11 protein-coding genes and 1 pseudogene are annotated in these 18,490 nt (G+C 65.5%); 3 read left to right on the top strand and 9 right to left on the bottom strand.

Annotated features, from left to right (window positions below):
- Window positions 1–201 precede the first annotated feature (201 nt).
- Both K228_RS28265 and K228_RS0111600 read right to left on the bottom strand, forming a co-directional pair.
- The gene (locus K228_RS28265) at window positions 202–711 is read right to left on the bottom strand and encodes a hypothetical protein (protein ID WP_155251571.1); all 510 of its coding nucleotides are present in this window, start codon (window positions 709–711) and stop codon (window positions 202–204) included.
- A gap of 5 nt (window positions 712–716) precedes the next feature.
- Complete coding sequence (locus K228_RS0111600) at window positions 717–10,538, bottom strand: polymorphic toxin-type HINT domain-containing protein (protein WP_025618587.1); 9,822 nt, start codon at window positions 10,536–10,538, stop codon at window positions 717–719.
- Window positions 10,539–11,119: 581 nt separating this feature from the next.
- Between K228_RS0111600 and K228_RS30035 the strand changes: the two genes are divergently transcribed.
- Window positions 11,120–13,135, top strand: a complete 2,016-nt coding sequence (locus tag K228_RS30035) for a tachylectin-related carbohydrate-binding protein (protein WP_025618586.1) — start codon at window positions 11,120–11,122, stop codon at window positions 13,133–13,135.
- 243 nt (window positions 13,136–13,378) lie between these two features.
- On the opposite strand, the gene K228_RS26985 is transcribed toward K228_RS30035, so the two are convergent.
- The 3 genes from K228_RS26985 to K228_RS0111585 form a co-directional block, all read right to left on the bottom strand.
- Complete coding sequence (locus K228_RS26985; protein ID WP_025618585.1) at window positions 13,379–14,164, bottom strand: pentapeptide repeat-containing protein; 786 nt, start codon at window positions 14,162–14,164, stop codon at window positions 13,379–13,381.
- Complete coding sequence (locus K228_RS26980) at window positions 14,154–14,579, bottom strand: hypothetical protein (RefSeq protein ID WP_080516543.1); 426 nt, start codon at window positions 14,577–14,579, stop codon at window positions 14,154–14,156. The genes K228_RS26985 and K228_RS26980 overlap by 11 nt, the downstream gene beginning before the upstream one ends.
- 434 nt (window positions 14,580–15,013) lie before the next feature.
- Window positions 15,014–15,253, bottom strand: a complete 240-nt coding sequence (locus tag K228_RS0111585) for a winged helix-turn-helix domain-containing protein (RefSeq protein ID WP_025618584.1) — start codon at window positions 15,251–15,253, stop codon at window positions 15,014–15,016.
- A gap of 199 nt (window positions 15,254–15,452) precedes the next feature.
- Here K228_RS0111585 and K228_RS0111580 point away from each other — a divergent pair, with 199 nt between their 5' ends.
- Both K228_RS0111580 and K228_RS26975 read left to right on the top strand, forming a co-directional pair.
- A complete protein-coding gene (locus K228_RS0111580) occupies window positions 15,453–15,857 on the top strand; it encodes a DivIVA domain-containing protein (RefSeq protein WP_025618583.1) in 405 nt (134 codons plus the stop codon).
- Window positions 15,854–16,046: pseudogene (locus tag K228_RS26975) on the top strand (hypothetical protein); the annotation flags it as partial. The gene K228_RS0111580 and the pseudogene K228_RS26975, both read left to right, overlap by 4 nt.
- 25 nt (window positions 16,047–16,071) lie before the next feature.
- On the opposite strand, the gene K228_RS0111575 reads toward K228_RS26975, so the two are convergent.
- The 4 genes from K228_RS0111575 to K228_RS0111560 form a co-directional block, all read right to left on the bottom strand.
- Window positions 16,072–16,407 carry a DUF1416 domain-containing protein gene (locus K228_RS0111575; RefSeq protein ID WP_025618582.1) on the bottom strand — a complete coding sequence of 112 codons (336 nt, stop codon included), beginning with the start codon at window positions 16,405–16,407 and terminating at the stop codon, window positions 16,072–16,074.
- Window positions 16,404–17,252: a sulfurtransferase gene (locus K228_RS0111570; RefSeq protein ID WP_025618581.1), complete on the bottom strand. Its 849-nt coding sequence runs from the start codon at window positions 17,250–17,252 to the stop codon at window positions 16,404–16,406. The genes K228_RS0111575 and K228_RS0111570 overlap by 4 nt, the downstream gene beginning before the upstream one ends.
- A gap of 182 nt (window positions 17,253–17,434) precedes the next feature.
- Window positions 17,435–17,590, bottom strand: coding sequence for an Ms5788A family Cys-rich leader peptide (locus K228_RS30160; protein WP_342667119.1), 156 nt, complete (start codon window positions 17,588–17,590; stop codon window positions 17,435–17,437).
- 17 nt (window positions 17,591–17,607) lie between these two features.
- Window positions 17,608–18,399 carry an LmeA family phospholipid-binding protein gene (locus tag K228_RS0111560; protein WP_025618580.1) on the bottom strand — a complete coding sequence of 264 codons (792 nt, stop codon included), beginning with the start codon at window positions 18,397–18,399 and terminating at the stop codon, window positions 17,608–17,610.
- Between the last annotated feature and the right edge of the window lie 91 nt (window positions 18,400–18,490).

The following is an 18,490-nucleotide window of genomic DNA, read 5'->3' as shown; positions in this document are numbered from 1 at the left end:
GGTGACCCGAACGGGTCACCGGCCACCGACTTCGACGGGCTAGCGTGAACTGGCCAACGACCGGCGCCCCACCCCTTCCGGGTGGGGCGCCCTCGTGCTCTCACTGCAGGGCAGTCGCTACTTCCCGCCACAGTCATCAGTGACACCTTGATCAGACCCGTGAAGAATCAAGGTTGATTCGCCTCGTTACAGCGCTGTGCGCTACCAATTTCGGACAAACCGAAACCCACCCTTGTCGTCACCTTCTTCGTAACCCATGGCCTGGATCGTCTTATCCTCCGGCGACCTGCGCAGGAAGTCAAGTAAGCCAATCGCACGACCTCCGGAAAGATCATTCGCCGCAGCAAACTCCGAATTGGGATCGTGGCCGATCATCTCAGAGGCTCGATATAGCAATGAAAGCGCAGCCAGCGACTCTCGCAGATCGCCAGTAATTGCCTGAGCAATCGCTGCAGCCAGGATGCCGGCGCGAAGCTCGCGTGCATCCTGATGACGAACCGCGATGGACGCGGCTCGCTCCGCGAACGCGTTTAGAACCCGGTCAGCATCACCTGGCATAAGCCGCTTGACCTGCTCAAGTGAAGCGCTGTCTGCCGCGCCTAGTAGCAGGTCCCGAATCTGGCGGTCCCTGGCCGACGGCAGGGTATCGCGGCCATAGTTCACGTTCTTGCTTAGCTCAAGAAATGAAAATGACTGTTCATCGAGGTTCACAGCGATCAACTCCTTGGGGGGCGCAGATAGTCCCCATCCCACTTGTAGCCAGCGCCTGTCAGCATTTTCAGTTCCCGAGCCAAGACGGTCTGTCGACCGTTAGCCGCGTCCCACAGATTTCGGTGTGTCAGTGGGGATGCGACGTACACATCCTGCTTATTCTTAATAACCGCATTCACCCATGCATCATTCTTTGTGATGGTCCAGTCCGGGATGTTGAGAACATCGTGGCTCGCCCAGTCGCGGGCCACGGCAGTGTCCTCAAGACGACCGACAACTGCAGTGTTTCCTGCCTTCGGAGCTCCAGCACCAAGGATTGTGCAGTTGTGGACCAACACCGGTGTACTACCGGCTACCACATAGTACGTGTGGAGGCCGTCAACGGTGAGGTTGTAGACCTGCTGGTGCTCAGTCCACTTACGAACGGCCACCACCGTGGCCGGCCGGTGGTCCGCGGTTTCAAACTCATACCCGGGTTCGAGATCCCTCGCCTCGACCCAACGACCGTCGCCGTACTCCCAGAAGGGGTGACCGTCGGTGGCGGTGAGCTTCGCGGTTTGGTCGCCTGCATCACCATCGGTGTCGACAGTGATCTCGACCAGGTCCTTACTACCGGCACCTACGATCAACGCGGTGACGACACGCGCCTCGGTCCGGCCGGTGGTGGGGTCGGTGGCGAGTACCCGGTCACCGATACGGACCTCACTGATCGCTTTACGACTACCGTCGGCCAGCAAGACTCTGGTAGCCGAAGTGAAGCTGTTGGTCCGGCAGCCCCTGTTAAATTGGCGTCCGGCGAGACTACGGACCTTCGACGCACCAGCGCTGATTGCTCTGCCGCCAGAAGCCAGGAGATTTCCGCCGACGTTGCCGGCCGCCCGTAGGCCGCCGCCGACGGCGCGGACTCCGGCGCCGATCGCTCGGCCGGCGATGGGGCCGAGGGCGCCGCCGACCGCACCGAACGCAGCACCCGTCGCCACCTCGCCGAGCAGGTCCGAGCCGCGCATTCCGATCACGCTGCCGGTGACGGCCGAGCCGACCGCACCCGCGAAGGCACCACACGCCACCGCGCCGACGCCGGTCCAGCCGATCGCCAGACCACAGCCAACACCGACTGCGACGCCGGCCGCGATGCCGGCGATCTCGGCGGCATGGTCCTCGACGAACTGGGTTGACTTGTCCCATACGTCAGTTACGCCCTCGACCAGCGGCGCTACTTTCTCGGCTGCCGCGTTCAGGAGCTTCTCTCGGAACTTTTCCGGGTCCTTGATGGCCTGGGCGGTGACCGAGACGACACTGGCCGCGACTTTGACGCCGGCAGAAACCAGTTCTTTTGCTGCGATCAGAGGTTTTGTCAGCGCTTGAACAACCGGCAGTTTGGTGAATTTGACCAGCTTTTCCTGCACTGCCTTGGCTGCCCGCGTAACCTTGGCCTTGACTTCATGTGCGGCGGCCCTGGCCTGTTCCTTCGCCCAGTCGCCGAGCTTGCCGTCCTGGTAGGCTGCGTAGCCCTCTCTCGCCTTGTTCTTAACCGCGTGGATCTTATCGCTAACCCAGGTCTTCGCCGCGGTAAGGGCTGATTTCACACGGTTGTACTGCTTCGTAACCCAGGTGCGCGCATTCTCCCACAGCCTGGACCCCCAGCTCTTTGCAGAATTCCACGTCCGGCCCACAGCCTTCTTGGCGGACTTCCACTTGTTGGATACCCAGCTACTTGCTTTCTTGACAAAGCTGGGCCAGTGGCCGTCGGGGTCGTAGAAGTCGAGTGGGGCGCCAGCACCGTAGCCGTACCGGTTGGCCAGAATCGAATCCCCAGCGGCGTAGGTGACGCTGTCCCGCGAGGTGAATGAACCGGTACCGGGGTCGTACCAGCGGGCACCCATGTCGACCTGGCCGGTGTCTGGATCGGTCCAGTCACCCTGGAAGCCCAGGTTGCCGGTGTCGCCGACGCTGTCGATCTTTTGACCGAACGGGTCGTAGGCAGTCGAGTCGTTGAGTGCGGCGAGCTCGGTGTTGGCCGGGTCGAAGGCGGCCACGACATCGCCGTGCACGTCGGTCAGGGACAGCCGTTCGTTGTTGCCCTGGCCGGTGGCGAGCAGTTCCCCGCCCGGTCCGCGAGCGAAGTACTCCACCCCGTCGTGGACCACCTCATCCCCGAAGCCGGCGTAGGTGAAGGTCGTCCCGGTACGGGAAGTCACCCGGTCCAGGCCGTCGTAGGTGTAGGTCTGCTCGTCGGCCTCGGTGAGCCGGTCGAACGCGTCGAACGAGTACTGCTCGGACAGGCCGGAGCTGGTCCGGGTACTCAGGGTGCCGCGGGCGGTGTAGGCATAGGTGTAGTCGCCATCGGAGAGCAGGCGGTTTCGCTCGTCGAACGTAGCGGTCTTCGACCCGGCGCTGATCCGGTTACCGCTGTCGTCCCACTCGTACGCGACCGTGCCCTCCGCGTTGGTCCACGAGGTGAGCCGGCCCGCCTTGTCGTACGTGTAGGTGTTGTCGCCCGCGCCCGCGGTGCCCGTGGTCTTCTTCTCGGTCAGGTGACCGTTCAGGTCGAAGCCGTAGATCACTGAGGCGACGGTGGAGCCGGCGCTGTTCTGCACAGTGTCGCTGGCGACCCGGCCAAAGTCGTCGTACCCGAAGGTGCGAATCCGGCCGCCGCCGTAATCGACCGTCTCCACCTCGCCGGCGGCGTCGTAGCTCAGCCGCTGTGCCTGGCCGGTGATCGAGTCGGTGATCGTGTCGAGCCGACCCTTGACGTAGTCGAAGGTGGATGTCCCGGTCACGTCAGTCCGGGTCGTCATCCGACCGTCGTCGTCGTAGGTGAAGCTGGCGGTGCCGGACGGGCCGGCGGTGGAGAGCAGCGCCCCCTGGTCGTTGTAGGTATAGCTATTGGCACCGCCCGGGGCGCTCACACTGGTGGGCCGTCCCACCAGGTCGTAGCTGACTTCCCGCGCGGTGGTCGCGGTGTCGCCACCTGATCCGGTCTCGGCGGTGAGCCGGCCGCCGGCGTCGTAGGTACGCTGCCGGCTGACGTCGCCCGGTGCGCTCAACCGGACCGCCTGACCTTCGGCGTCGTAGCCGACAGTCCAGGTGCGGTCGGCCACCGCCGGGTGGGCGGTCGTCGCCGGTTCGATCGTCGACTCCGGCAGGCCGAGCGTGTTGTACGTGTAGATGGTCGAGTTACCCCGGCCGTCGGTGTAGCGGGTCCGGTTGCCGGCGACGTCGTAGCCGAAGGTGGTGGTGATCGACTTTTTGTCGGTCACCGGTTCGATCTGTGTGCGTAGCCGGCTCAACGCGTCGTACTCGTACCGGGTGACGGTGCCGTACGGATCCGTTGACCGGATCATGTTGCTTGCCTCGTCGTATTCGTACGTCTGGCGGCGAAGCAGTGTCCCGTCCGCGTCCAGGCTGGCATCGCTGGCCCGGTCGCCAAACCGGTCGTACTCGATGCTGACGGTGCGGCCCAGTCCGTCGGAGGCACGGATCTGCCGGCCCGCGTAGTCGTAGCCGAAGACCATCGACTCGCCAGTAGGCGCGGTGGTCCGGATCATGTCGCCCACGCTGTCGTAGGCGTTGACCGTCGTCGCACCCGACGGTGACACGACCGAGGTCAGATTGCCGTAGTCGTCGTAGGCCATCTGGGTGACGAGGTTCCGGGGCGTCGGTTGCCGTTCCACGCGGGTCTGCGTGATCTGGCGGTCCAGATCGTCGTAGGTGGATTCGATCCGAGCACCGGTCGGGTCGGTGACCGACAGCACTTCGCCGACGCGGGTGTACGTGTAGTGGGTCACCGCCCGGTCATCGTTGGTCGATGCCGGATCGTCCCGGGCGACAAGACGGTTGAGCTGGTCGTAGGTGAACTTGGTGGTGCCACTCGGACGGATTGCCTCGACAACGTTGCCCAGCCCGTCGTAGCTCTGTCGGGTTTCCGGGATGATCTGCTCGGAGACTCCCGGCGGCAGGTAGGCCGGGGCTAGGGTGCGCACCGGACGGCCGAGTTTGTCGTACTCGACGTGGGAGATCTGCCCGCGTGGGTCACGCGCGGCGACCTGCTCGCCGAAGGTGTTGTAGCTGAACGCGACCTCGACGCGGGTCGTGACGGGCCCGCCGCCGTCGCTCTCCGCCGCCGCCGCCGGGCCGGTCGAGCTGACCTGCCGGCCGAGTTCGTCGTATTCGTAGGTGGTGGTGAAGGCGGCCTTGTCGGCACCGCTCACGTTGCCCCGGGGGTCGGTGGCGCTCAGTCGCAAGCCCCGCTGGTCATACGTGTAGCTGGTCGTCCGGGTCTCGCTGCCTGCCGTCACCTTCTCGGTCAGCAGGTTGCCATCATCGTCGTAGGTGTAGTCAACGGTTTCCGTGACAACCGGCACGACCCACGGCACATTGGAGGCCTTGCCGCTGCGGGTCGTCCGTGTCACGTTGCCGTTGAGGTCGTACGCCATGGTCTCGGTCCGGGTCAGCCCGGTCGGATCCAGAACGCTGGTGAGAAGCTTGCCCGCCCGGTCGTACGTGAACTCGCTCGCCCGGGTGCCGTTAGCTTCCTTCTTGAGGGTGAGGTTGCCGGCCGCGTCGTACTGGCGTTCCTCGACTACATAGTCACGCGTGGTTCCGTCCTGGTCCCGGAAGTCCTTCATCGTGATGGCGTGCAGGCGGTCGTCCCGGTAGTACGTGTACTCCAGGCGACGACCCATCGCGTCGGTGTCGCTGGCGAGTCGACCCGCGTGGTCGTACGAGTAGGCGTGCAACACCAGATAGTCGCCGGTGTCCGGGGCGGGTATGCCATCCGGGTCGCTGCGCCAGCCGCGCAGCCGCACCTCGGCGACCTTGTTCTGAGCCGTGTACGCCCAGTCGTACCGGTTGTCGTTGGCATCCACCATGGATGTCCGGTTGCCGAACCGGTCGTACTCGTAGCTCTCCTCGTTGCCTTCGGCGTCGATCATCCGCACCGGGCGGTTGTACTCGTCGTACTCGGTGGTGACGATTCGCTCCGGGTCCTCGCCGAGCAGGTCGGCGACGGTTACCTCGGTGACGTTGCCGTCCGCGTCGTACTCGTTGGTGGTGCGCGCCTGATGCTCCGCACCGGAGATCTCCTCGGTGACTACCGGGCCAGTGACGGCCTTGACCCGGGAGTGATCGTCGTAGGTGAAGGTGGTGGTGACACCCTCGGGGTGGGAGTCCGAGACGATCTTCTCGGTGAGTTGCCGGCCGAGTGTGTCATAGGTGTACTCGCTGACCAGACCGCCTGGCTCGGTGACCCGGGCAAGGTCTCCGTTGCTGTAGTAGACGAAGCGGGTGACCTTGCCACGGGCGTCGGTACTGGTCTTGATCAGGCCGGCCGGTGGATTCCCGCCGCCAACGGCGACTTCGGCACCGAAGGTGTAAGTGTGCCTGACGGTGCTTCCATCCGGGTTGGTCTGCCGGGTTAGCTGACCGTCTATCGCGTATTCGAAGGTGGTGCGGTACTGATTGTCGGTGGGGCTGCTCGACCGGCTGTCCCTCGACTCGACGACCAGGTCCACCCGCGGGTCCAGCCGGTCGGTGATGGTGGCGGAGTAGGTGAAGTAGCGGGTATGGCACTCAGAGGTGGTACGGCAGTTCTTACGGGTCGTCAGGCGACCCTTGCTGTCGTAGGTCATCTCCACCGAGTCACCGTTTTCGTTGGTGACCTTGGTCTGGTAGCCCTTTTCGTCGTATGAGTAGCTGCGGATCGCCATGCCGTCGAGCGGATGCTCGACGAAGACCGGCCCACCGGAGTCGTCCGGAATGATGGTGCAGAAGGCAGGGTCGATAGGGTCCGGTTCCGTGCACGTCTCACCGGGCGGAGGACCCGGCGACGGAGTTGGCTCACCCGGCTGGTCCTCCGGCCGGGTTTCCAGGCCGAGCGGAATGCCGGAGCGCAACATCTGCCCGGTCAGCGCGTCGTACTCGTAGAGGTGCGGGCGGTTGGCCGGGTCCAGGAGCTGGACACTCCGGCGGAGATCGTCGTCGCCGCCGTAGATAGCCGGCTGACCGATCTTCCAAGTACCACCGTTCTCGTCGGTGTATTCCTTCACCCGGTCGGTGGCGGTGTCGTAGACAACCTCGCTGGCGACCTTACCGCTGGGAAGCGTGATCTTGGTGAGCTGCTGTGCGGCGGGCTTCGCGTACTCGAAGTGCGCCGCGGCGGTCTTCGGGCCAATGGGATGCGAGTAGACGGCGACCTCGTCGATCATGCCGGCGAAGTACCGCCGAGCCGTCCACCCCCAACCCGGCCACGAGCCGGGCGTCGTAGCCGAAGCGGCACCGACCTGGTTGAACGTCAGCAGCGAGTGTTCGATGGTCTGCCCGGTCCGCTCGCCGACCTTGACGCCGTCCAGATACATGGTCTGGACGTTGCCCATGGCGGACAGTACGACGTGGTGCCACTTGCCGTCGTTGACAGGAACGGTGGAGGAAATCGGTGCGATGGTGCCTCCGGCGAGCTGACCACGCAGGCGGCCATCGATGCCGGTGTAGAGGATCGGCACCCCGCTGGTGGCAGCGGAGTCGAGGGCCTTGTCCTGGTAGCCGATCAGCGGGCCACCGGTCTGGGTCTTGCCGACCTTGAACCAGAGCTCGACAGCGGTGTCACGACTCTTTTTCACCAGGCCCTTTGGGAGCTCCACATGGGAGGAGGTGCCGTTGAAGGAGGCCGCGGTGTCACCGACGCCCTCGATCACACCAGGTTGGGCAAGGGTCACGTGGTGATAGGTGGCGGAGTCCTTGCCCAGGTTGATCGCGACGTCGCTGGCCGCCGCGGTGCCCTCACTCTCCCCGAGTCGGTAGTACGAGTCCGGGCGGGCATCGAGCACGGCGGTACGGTAGTGCGAGCCCTCCGCGTACTCGTAGCTGGTGCAGGCGTCCGTCGGCGAGCACACCTTGGTGAGCAGATCGCCGCTGTAGGTGTAGGTCCAGGTCAGCGGGGCGCCGTCAATCGCGTCGGTCTTGACGGCGGTGATATGGTCGTCGGTCCACGAGAAGTGGAGCGCTCGGCCCGCGGTGTTGGTAAAGCTGTTCGCGACTTGCGCCCGTGCCAACTTGCCGGAGAAGACGTCGTACACCAGCTTGACCGACCGGGCCATCTTGTCAGTGATCCTGACCAACTTGCCGGTCAGGGAAAACTCGTAGGTGGTGCCGGAGCGGTCGCGCAGCTTCCAGCCCGTGTCATCGAGGGTCAGCCGGGCCACCCGACCCGACGGCGCGACGTACGTCCCGTCGGAGTTCCGCCCGAACCGTACCTCCTGCCCGTCCGGGTAACGGATCACCACGTTGCCGGAGCCGTCATCGTCCGGCGTCAGCTTCATGTCGTACCGACTGGACCAGCCGGCGCCGAAGACCGCGGACGGACGCGGGTCGAGGCTGTTGTACGTGCGGAGCAGATTCAGCTCCGGCCCAACGGTCATGGCCGTGACGTCGATCGCCGACGTACTGACGTTGCCGACCTGGGTGTCGAAATCACGCCCCCGTTCGGCGTCTGGCGATCTGGCGATCCGGGAGAGCACGTCCGGTTGGGGCACGGAGGTAAGTAACACCGAGTCGGGGGAGCGCACCTCGTTGGCGCCGTCCCTGACGTAGGCACGCCACAGGTAGGACTCGCCCCAGGACAGGCGACTGTCCGGGATCACCCACGCGTGTTCGTCGAGGTAGCCGGAGTCCGTGCAGTTGGCTTCCCCGCCGTCGTCGGTACGGTCACAGACCTCAAACTTGAAGCTGAGAGTTGCCCCGGGTGGGGCGTCGGTGTCCACGGCTTGCGCCCACAGCAGCGGGTTCAGGGTGGGGGCCTGGTACCCGTTCGGTGGGTACAGCTCCTGCACCACCGGTGGCACGTCGAAGACTTGGAGCACGATCCGGCCCGGCGGGACCTGGTGATCGGTGAAGACGGCGCCGCCGGTACGAACCATGGTGAAGTCGAGGAAGTACGTTGCCGGTTCCAGCCGTTTCACCGAGGCGTCGAGGGTGACCGTGGCGCCGCGGGCGAGGGTCGACGGCAGGCTTGCCGACCGTTGCTGGGTAACGGCCTCTCCCGTCTGGGCGTTGTAGACCCGGTAGGCGAGGTAGTAGTTCGCGGGCGTCCAGTCCTCGGAGCCCCGGTTGGTGACGGTCACCTGCACGTTGCCGTCCTGGTTACGCAGGACGGGCGGCTCCGGGGTCGGGTTCGGGATCGCGTACTCGGCGTTGTAGGGCGAGTGGGTGATGTACAGCGTTGGCGCGTTGGCGGTACCGGTACCGGCAAGCCGCTTCCAGGCCGAGGAGTCGGTCGTCGAGGCCCGCAGCGACAGACCGTTGTTGGCCTGTTCACCGTTCACCCACCGCTGTACCAGGTCCCGCCCGGCCGTACCAAGGTCGAACATCTCGTTGGCCGCCGGGCACGCCGACTGGGACTGCCCCAGGCCGATGTAGCCATGCGCGAACGAGCGGCTGGCAAGCGAGCTACCCACCGACGGACCGGGGTACGAGTGGCCGGTGCCCGCGGTCCACGACTCGGTGACCGGGTGGACAGTGATCTTTCGTGGCTTGCAGGAGGCCGCGTCGTAGTTGACCACGGACAGGGCGGCCCCGTGGATAGTTTGATCACGTAGCTGGTCAACCAGCCCGTTGAACGTGAGGTACGCCGCCGCGTTGGACCCACTGGCGCGTCCCACCAGCAGCTCCTGGCCTCCAGAGGTGGAGCTGCTGCCGTGCACGTACATGCTGCTGTCCGCGCCCTCGCCGGTCACCGGCGGACCCACCGTCGGGTCAACCTCGACCGGGAACCGACGATCCGGATCGCTCAACCACGCCGAGTCCAGCGTCAGTCGCAGCGCGGGTTGATCGTCAACGTTGACGAGTTCGTAGCGCACGCCGGTGGAAGTGGCAGGACCGCGATCGCCCTCACCGGCATCCACCATGTACCCGGGCGGAATGACCGCCCGTTGCATGCCGGCTTTGTCGGTCAGTACGACCTGCCCATCAACGAGCCGGGCGGTCAGGTCGCGTAGGTGAAGCGGAAAGAGATACGAGGTCGGAGCGGTGGCGGAGTGCAGAACGAGAGTTTCCTTGACCCCGCTGGGACGCGGTTCCAAGCGCAGATCCATCTCCGGTCGAACACCGGGATAGACAATCGCGTCACCAGTGACCTGCCCGACCGTCCCGGCGGCGTCGGCGACGCTGTAGCCGAACTCGATGTCCTCGTCGAAGATCAACCGGACGAGATCGCCCGCGTCAGACCGAGGAGCCAGTCGGACCTGGGTCGCGTCCGCCGCGTTCTGCCAACCACCGTCACCGCTGGGCACCAGACTGCTGTCAATCGGTGCCCAGCTACCGTCTGACGTCTGGTAGTTGATCGGCGCGGACGAGAATTCGATGGTCTGGGTGCCATCGGCGTTGTGGTAGACCCGCTGGTTGGCGTCACGCTCGGCCGGCTGCTCGCGACTGGTCTTCTGGTCGAAGCCCTTTGCCTCACCCGCCGGCGGCTGCTCCACGCTGGCCTTGTTGACGGCCGACTTCGGCTCCTGCGCCAGGCGATGCAGCGGGTAGCGGCCACGCTGTGTGGTCGGCAGCTCCCGATTGACCCGGCCCCGGGCAACGTGGTCGCTTCCGGTCGCCGTCGAACTCCACTTCTGGGCAGGCGCCCCAGCCGCTGCCCTGCGCCCGGCCTCGTCTCCTTCAACGGGCAGCGGCGACAGACCGCCCACCCCGCCGCCGCCCAAACCGAGAGCGAGTACGCCAACCATGGCAGCAGCGACGAGAGAACGCACCGTGCCCGTGCGCAGCAGCGGAGCACGCCTCGACGGCTGTGCCGACCGGTCGAACGTACGTCGAGGACCAAAGGACATCGTCAACCCCTGGGCTGATGGATCAATTGACAGCAGGAAGACTGCGGATCAGCCTCGAGCGACTCGACCTCGAATGGTTCCGCAGTGTTAGTGCATTGCTGAAAATAGCCGAACAACGCATAAATCCAGAAATTGCCAGCACATAAGCGCGCCGGGCGACACGCGACAGACAAACGTCAAGCCAGCGCGAGAACAGCCTCAAACACAGGGACAGTGTGCACACCCGCAGCGGCCATTAAAGGCAATCAGCCATTGTGAACTTCCCGTTAGCAAACCCGCTTCTTCGACTATCCACTGCTACTCTCCGTCACCGTCCCATCTCGACTCGCCGCCGTACAATCCCAGCAACGCAGGCCATTGTCAAGGCGTCATCCGACCCACTCAGCCGGTCAGGCACACCTCCTGACGGGACGGCAATGAGGGGGGCACGGTGCAGCCCCGATCGACTACCATCCAGCACGGCCAAACGAGCAGGGCCCGCAGAGCCTCCCAATTACAAAGACCTATTACTTTATTCCACACAATCCAAGAATGCCGGCATACCGGGCAAACAGCACACACAATGAGAAAGGGGTTTGAAAATGTTCCGTCCCACACATGTTCGCAGGCGGGGAACAGTCCCCAGGCGCAGCGCACTCCGTTTAGGACTTGCGATTGCACTGATCGGCAGCGGCATCACCGTCACCGCTGGAGCACACCCCGCACAGGCGTCCGAAGATGCGTTCAGCTGCACCGGCGCGGCACAGTTTTTCAACTCCACCAGCAGCGGCACACTGACTCACCGAAAATACGAAACCCCGGGATACGACGACGGCAGCAGCGGAAAGTGGACCGCCGCCACCACCATCGGAGTCGGCTGGCAACAGTTCGGACGCGTCCTCGGGGGCCCCGACGGGCGGGTCTACGGGATCAAATCGGAGGGAATGTTCCGCTACCGGTGGACCGGATTCGGGTGGGAAAGGATCGACGGCGCACAAGGACCGCAGATCAGCTCCAGCTTCGGGTCGTACGCCGAATCAGCAAATCGCAACAAGATCACCATTGACGAGTCGGGTGACTTCTACACCATCGACGACACCGGAAGGCTTCGCTGGCACCGCTACAGCGAATCGTCAAAGACATGGACCATCGACGGCCGAGTGATCGACACGGGATGGGACCGGTACAACCTCCTGTTCGCCACCTCCCCGGGAGTCCTCTACGCCCGCGCCGCCGACGATCGTCTCTACCGGTATCGCTTCGACCCGACGACGCAGCGATGGATCAGCTACAACCTCCACGTCGGTTCCGGCTGGGGCTACTACACCAGTATCTTCTCCGCCGGCGGTGACACCGTCTACGGCGTCCTGGACAACGGCGACCTCTACCAGTACCGCTACCGAGAAGACCTGCTCGACTGGGAGCTCGTCTTCCACAAGGCCGGCTGGGGATGGCGTTTCCCCGAGATCTTCGCGACCACGAACACCTGCCACCAGGGCGCGATCAGCAGCCCCGCGCTTCCTTCGATACCGTTGCAGCCGAACATGCCGATCGCGGCGATGCAGGCCCCAGCAGCCTCAACAGCCCTCGGCACCCTGGAAATCGCCTACAACGACAACATCGGCCAAATCCGACACGGCCGGGCTAACCCCGACGCCCTCAGCACAATCCAATGGTCAGCCCCCGCCAACATCGTGCACGTAGGCACGCCGGCCCTCGTCGCGGACGCCGAAGACAACGTAAACGTCTTCAGCCAAACCAGCACCAGCGACATCCAACGACTCACCCAGAAAGCCCCCGCCTCCCCCGACTGGAAACCCTGGCTGGAACTCGGCGGCGCAATGAAATCCGCCCCCGCCGCGATCCAACTCTCCGACGATAGCCTCGCCGTCTTCGCCTACGACACCAATGGCACCCTCTGGTCACGCCAACAAGACGGAACCACCGGCGACCTCCTACCCTGGACCTCCACCGGCGCCACCGGCCTAACCGGCACCCCAATCGCCCAAATCGGCCCTGACCGCACCGCCACCATCCTCGCCACCACCAGCACCGGCAAAGTCCAAACCGCCACCTGGCGAGCCGGAAATCTCACCACCGAATGGACCGACCTCGGCGACACCCAATTCACCGGCTCACTAACCACCACCCTCCTACCCGGATACCGAGTAATGGCCGTCGGTCACGCCACCAACGGCACCGTCCAAACCCAACTACAAAACATCAACGGCACCTGGCCCGGCACCTGGACCACAATCGGCGACAACTCAATCGCCCCTGACGGGTCACCCAGCACCATCCTCAGCCCCACCACCGGCCGCGCCTGGGTCTTCATCCGCGCCACCGACGGCAACATCTACCGCACCCGCCACACCGCCGCAGGATCAACCACCTGGACAACCTGGGGACCCGTCACCTCCGGAGAAACCTACCCCGTCGACCCCACCGCATTCACCTGGCAAAACTCAAACGGCCACCAAATCGCCTTCGTAACCCGCAACACCAACGGCTCCATCCGCCTCTACGCCGCAGACGAGACCGCCGCCATCACCACCAAGACCAAGACCACCACAGAACCCACATTCACCCAACACAACATCCCAACACCACACCAGTAACCAACCAACCCCGCCAGTGGCCGACAAACTCATGTGGCCATCGGCGGCCCACTCCAGATCGCGGCCACATTACCTCGGTGGCGTCGAAGAGTCACCCATCGGAGTAGGCCACCGATCGTTGCCGCAGGTGTCGTCCAGCCCGGACGTCACCTGCGGCTCATGGGTTACAGAGCCCGCGATCTCGGGCCCTCGAAAGGCCGCTCCGGACCAGCGACAGCGTTCACTCGACGCCTACGTGCCCGGTCACACGACAACGGATGGGCGAATCCGGCCGCCAGCGTCTGGTAGCACGACGTAAACGCCCGGTTGATCCGGCCATTCCGCCGACCGGAACCAGATCTCCGCTGCCCGCTCGGGTGGCCAGATAGTGGCCCAATCCCACCGTGCCCCCGCGAGTGTGGTGCTGGTGAGAACGGCACCGTAGAGGTTGGCCTCGCGGAGGTTGACGCCGGTGAGGTTGGCGCGATCGAGGTTGGCCTCACGAAGATCGGCACTGGTGAGGTCGACGCCGGTGAGATTGACTCCGCGAAGGTCAACACCGGCAAGGTTGACGCCGGCAAGGTCAACACCGGTGAGGTCGGCACCGATGAGCAGCGCGCCAGTGAGGTTGACGTCGGTGAGGTCCGCGCCGCGGAGGTCAACACCGGCAAGGTTCGCACCAGTGAGGTCGACGTCGGTGAGGTCCGCGCCGCGGAGGTCAACACCGGCGAGGTTCGCACCGGTGAGGTCAACGCCAGCGAAATTGGCGAGGTTGACACCGATGAGATCAGTCTCGCGAAGGTCCCTGTTGTTGAGCTCCACGCCAGCCAGGTCGGACTTGCGGAGGTCGGCGGTGCGAGTGTCGTCCTGGTGGAGGGTGACGCTGGGCAGGCTGCTGAGTTGGCGGCTGGTGAAGGCTGGGGTACGTCGGCTCAGGGCATCAATGAGGTGTCTTAAACGGCCAGGTCGGGCTGCTCGTGGTGAGTGAAAGGCGGGGGTGGATCGACCGAGCGCGAGCACAAGTTGGCGGCGGAAGGAGTCAGTCGACATCGGAAGAGCCCGCTTCTCCCGGGGCCCGCTTCTGGTCCTTTGCTATCGGGGGTGGTACGGATCGGGTGAGGGGTAGTGTCGAGTGGTGGTGCGGTGTGGTGGCTTCGGCTGGCGCCATGTCAACCTGGCGCAGAATCTTTTCGATCAATAGTGGTGCGGTGATACCGAGGAGCCCGGCGGCGAAAGGGCTGGCTAGCTGCCCGTCGGCTCCGATGAGGGCGGCGAGCCCTGCGCCAGCGGCGAGCCGGAGCACGACTGAGGCCAGGTATGCGGGGAGTCCCGGCTCGTCGGGGCGGTTCCATGGCAGGGTTTTCGCGCGGCGCAGCGCAGCGCCAAGTTCGAGTGCTTCCACAATAAAGCTACCTAGCAGCCCCCAGAGGGCTGACTCCATAGTGGAAAGGGGCTCGAACGACATAGGCGAACAATAGCCGCCCCCTTCCTTCTTCCACCGGTTGGCCGGTGGCTGACAACCGGCCAACCGGCGGCTACGGGAGAACATCGAAGTCGGCGAAATCTTAGAACCCGGACCGGGGATAAATCAATGCCGGGACGATGAATTTGGTGAACGATCACACTGACAAGTAGTTCACAGTGTTAAAGTGAACGTTCGATTTGTCATCGTCTTGCGGCATAGCTCCCACAGGACAACCGCCGAGGACACGGAAGCCGGCTTTACGCTCAAATCACCCAAGGCGCCCTGGCGCAGCTTTCGGGCATAGCCGATGATTAGGCCAAGCAAACCTTGGCGGTAGTCCACCCCACCGCCACGCCTGTGGCACCGGCCAGTCAACAGCCAGCCGCGCGACCATCGGTTGCGCGCCTTGCCCGAGGCCGGGCGACACCGGCGGGTCAGGGTTTACGGAGCCACGTCTTCGGATCGGTCACGAAGACACCCTTGCCCTGGTGACGGTTGATCACCTCCAGCGCCTCCAGCCGGATGAACACCTGGCGGATCGTGGACGCTCCGACCTGATGCAACTCGCAGAGCTGGGCGATCGACGGAAGCTTCTCACCCGGCTCGAGCTTGCCGCTCTCGACGTCCGACATGATTCGGTTAGAGATTCTCAGGTAATCCGGTACAGCAGGCATGGCGCTCCTCGCGTGGCTCGTTGATTCGATCACGCATCCCGGCACCTCGACAAGCCGATGCTCATCCGAGCCTTGGCTCCTGCGCCTTACGCGCATAAGTTTGCCGACAGGTCCTCCTCGCGTGGCAACGAGTAAGGGCTCGATCCCCCGGTCGGGGTGGGCTGGGCACGGCTCACCCCGACCCGTCCGGTCAGGAGAGGTGGTTGACGTGCGTAACCCGTTCCGACGATTCCGTCGCTGGCGAGACCGCCCCGCCCCGAGCCACCCCACTGCTCGCACCGACTCGCTGATCGGTGCGAACGTGCGCCGCCCCACCGGCACCGACAGCGAGGTGGACCGGCACCGGTCGTACGCCGGCAACGCAGGCGGGCACCACCGGTCGACGACCCGCTGGCCGTTGGCCCCCGAACAGGTACGCCAGCAACAGTTCCCGCAGGTCCGGCGGGGACTCGACGCATCCGAGGTGGAACTCTTCCGCTATCGGGTCGCGGCGGACCTGTCCGCGCTACAGACCGAGCTGAGGAGGACCCGGGACGAAAACATCCGGATCAAGCGGGCGCTGCGCGACTGGCAGTCCCGGTTCACCCCGGGCGTACGGGCATGAGCGCGCCCGACCGCGACGATCGACCGCGCTTCGTCGTCCATGTGACCCTGCACGCCGACGACCTCGCCGACGCGCGGCTGGCGCTGCATGCTGCGGCCCGACCACGACGGCGGCTGTTCCCGGCGGTTTCTCCAGCCCATCATCGGGCGCGCGCGACGCGGCCGGACGACTGCGGCCCGCAACCGGAGGCAGCGGGCCGCAGTCGAACCTGCTGTCAGTCGACGGCGACCGGGACGGTCGCCTCATTGACGCCCCGGCTGGCGGTGAGGACAGTGTCACCGTTGCCGTGCCGGGACAGCGCACGCAGTCGCCACGTGCCTGGCGCCGCGAAGAAGCGGAACTGCCCGGCCGGCGACGTGACCACCTCGGCGGTGAACTCGTCGGTGGAGTCGAGCAGGCGGACGTAGGCACCGGTCACCGGCTCACCCGCAGCGTCGCGGACAACGCCGGTGATGACGGTCTCCTTCTCCAGGTCGAGGCTGGCCGGCAGCGGGGCGGCCTGATCCGGGGCGGCGCACCCGGCCGTGGTCGAAGCTGTCATGACGTTCACTCCTTCCCGGGCTCGTCGCCGAGCGCCACCGGCACGCCGACCAGCGAGCCGTACTCGGTCCAGGAGCCGTCGTAGTTCTTCACGTTCCGGTGGCCGAGCAGCTCCTGGAGCACAAACCAGGTGTGCGAGGAGCGCTCACCGATCCGGCAGTAGGCGATGGTCTCCCGGCTGTCGTCCAGCCCGGCAGCGGCGTAGATCTCGCGCAACTCCTGGTCGGACTTGAAGGTGCCGTCCTCGTTGGCCGCCTTGGACCACGGCACGCTGATCGCGGTGGGCACGTGGCCGGCACGCTGCGCCTGCTCCTGCGGGAGGTGGGCGGGGGCGAGCAGGCGGCCCGCGTACTCGTCCGGGCTGCGCACGTCGACCAGGTTCTTCGTACCGATGGCGGCCACCACCTCGTCGCGGAAGGCCCGGATGGTGTGGTCCGGATCCTGCGCCACATACTGGGTTGCCGGGCGGGACACCGTCTCGGCGGTCAGCGGGCGGGCGTCCAGCTCCCACTTCTTGCGACCGCCGTCGAGCAGCCGGACCTCATGGTGCCCGTAGAGCGCGAAATACCAGTACGCGTACGCGGCGAACCAGTTGTTGTTGCCGCCGTAGAGGACGACGGTGTCGTCGTTGGCGATGCCCCGCTCGGAAAGCAGCGCCGCGAACTGGTCCTTGTTCACAAAGTCCCGGCGGACCTGGTCCTGCAGGTCGGTCTTCCAGTCCAGCTTGATCGCGCCGGGCAGGTGGCCGGTGACGTAGGCCGAGGTGTCCTCGTCGACCTCGACGAAGACGACACCCGGGGTTTCGAGGTTCTTCTCGGCCCAGTCGGCCGAGACGAGTGTGGTGTCACGACTCATCAGATCACTCCTGGTGAGGATGGATGGTGAGCCAGCCCGCGGGACGTCATGGTGCGTCAGTGGTCCACCACGCGCGGGAGCCATGGCTCGGATCGGATCACGGGTTCGTGCGACGGCGCCGCTGGTTGGCGCAGGAGGGCGCACCAGTCAGGTGCGCAGGCCCTGGGCGCTGGAAGGCCGCGTCAGGCGGCCGAGGACAGCCCCGCCGTCAACCGGACAGGGCGACACAGGCAGGTGGCCACACGGCACAGGTCGACCGCGCGCCGCTTGGTGAGGAACATCCCCATGGGCAGGGAGACTACCAGCGATATCGCCGCCAGCCACGGCTCAACCAGCATCCGGGACACGACTCGACTCAGCTCGCCGCGTGGATCGGCACCTCGACCGCCTCCGCGGTGACCTGGAGCCCTTCGGGTAGCGGCCGGACCTCAGTAACGGTGAGGTCGAACGGGAGCACCGGCAGTGGCACATCAACGGAGATGCCCTCGGCGAAGCTGCTCAGTAGCGCCTGGACCAGCGAGCCGTTCGGCATTCCCTCGGGGGTCGGTTCGGTGAACCGCAGCGACACCCGGCCCTGGTCGACGGTGATGTCGGCGGTGCCGCTGACCGGCACCCGCTGCCCGAGGAGCTCCACTGGAGCGGTCACCGTGAGTTGACCGTCCTGCTCCCCCAGCTGCAGCCCCTCCCGGTCGAGCTGGGCGGCGAGGCTGTCGTAGCTGATGGTGCCGGTGCCGGTGACGCTCCCGGCGACCACCCCGCCCCGTCTGGAGCGAAGGGTGTCCAGTGAGGCGGTCACGTCATAGGCGTCGATGTCGAGGCTCGGCAGGGCCACCACGTCACCCTGGACTGACCCCCGGACCTCCTTGAACCCGATGGAGATGCGCTCGTAGCGACCGTCGAGGACCTGGGTGACGAAGGGGAAGCCGCCGATCTCGACCTCGGGCGGCCCAGCCTGAACACCCTCCTTGGCGAGCTCCTCGCGGACCTGTTCGGTCAGTGCGCGTTCGGCCACCCCCGCCGCCACCCGGTCGGCTACCACCAGCAACCCGACCAGGACCAGCAGCAGGACCAAAAGCACGACGAGTACACGCCGCCCGCGCTGCGGCCGGGGGCGTTCGTCCTGGTCCGGGCGCTCCTCAGTCTGCACAGCTCCTCCTGGCACCGCCGTCGCTCCTCACCGCCGTCGCTCTCCTGGCACCGCTGTCGCTCCCGGCACCGCCGTCACTGCGGCGAGGCTA

The organism is Salinispora cortesiana (genome assembly GCF_000484695.1).
Taxonomy (GTDB): Bacteria; Actinomycetota; Actinomycetes; order Mycobacteriales; family Micromonosporaceae; genus Micromonospora; species Micromonospora cortesiana.
The sequence above is the reverse complement of the archived record's forward strand: the minus strand, read 5'-3'. Positions and strand labels throughout refer to the sequence as shown.

What these genes read in the sequence shown, in the direction of transcription:
- K228_RS0111600 (WP_025618587.1), bottom strand. Translation starts at nt 10,538, where the DNA reads ATGTCCTTTGGTCCTCGACGTACGTTCGACCGGTCGGCACAGCCGTCG.
- K228_RS26985 (WP_025618585.1), bottom strand. Translation starts at nt 14,164, where the DNA reads ATGTCGACTGACTCCTTCCGCCGCCAACTTGTGCTCGCGCTCGGTCGA.
- K228_RS26980 (WP_080516543.1), bottom strand. Translation starts at nt 14,579, where the DNA reads ATGTCGTTCGAGCCCCTTTCCACTATGGAGTCAGCCCTCTGGGGGCTG.
- K228_RS0111570 (WP_025618581.1), bottom strand. Translation starts at nt 17,252, where the DNA reads ATGAGTCGTGACACCACACTCGTCTCGGCCGACTGGGCCGAGAAGAAC.
- K228_RS30035 (WP_025618586.1), top strand. Translation starts at nt 11,120, where the DNA reads ATGTTCCGTCCCACACATGTTCGCAGGCGGGGAACAGTCCCCAGGCGC.
- K228_RS0111585 (WP_025618584.1), bottom strand. Translation starts at nt 15,253, where the DNA reads ATGCCTGCTGTACCGGATTACCTGAGAATCTCTAACCGAATCATGTCG.
- K228_RS30160 (WP_342667119.1), bottom strand. Translation starts at nt 17,590, where the DNA reads ATGCTGGTTGAGCCGTGGCTGGCGGCGATATCGCTGGTAGTCTCCCTG.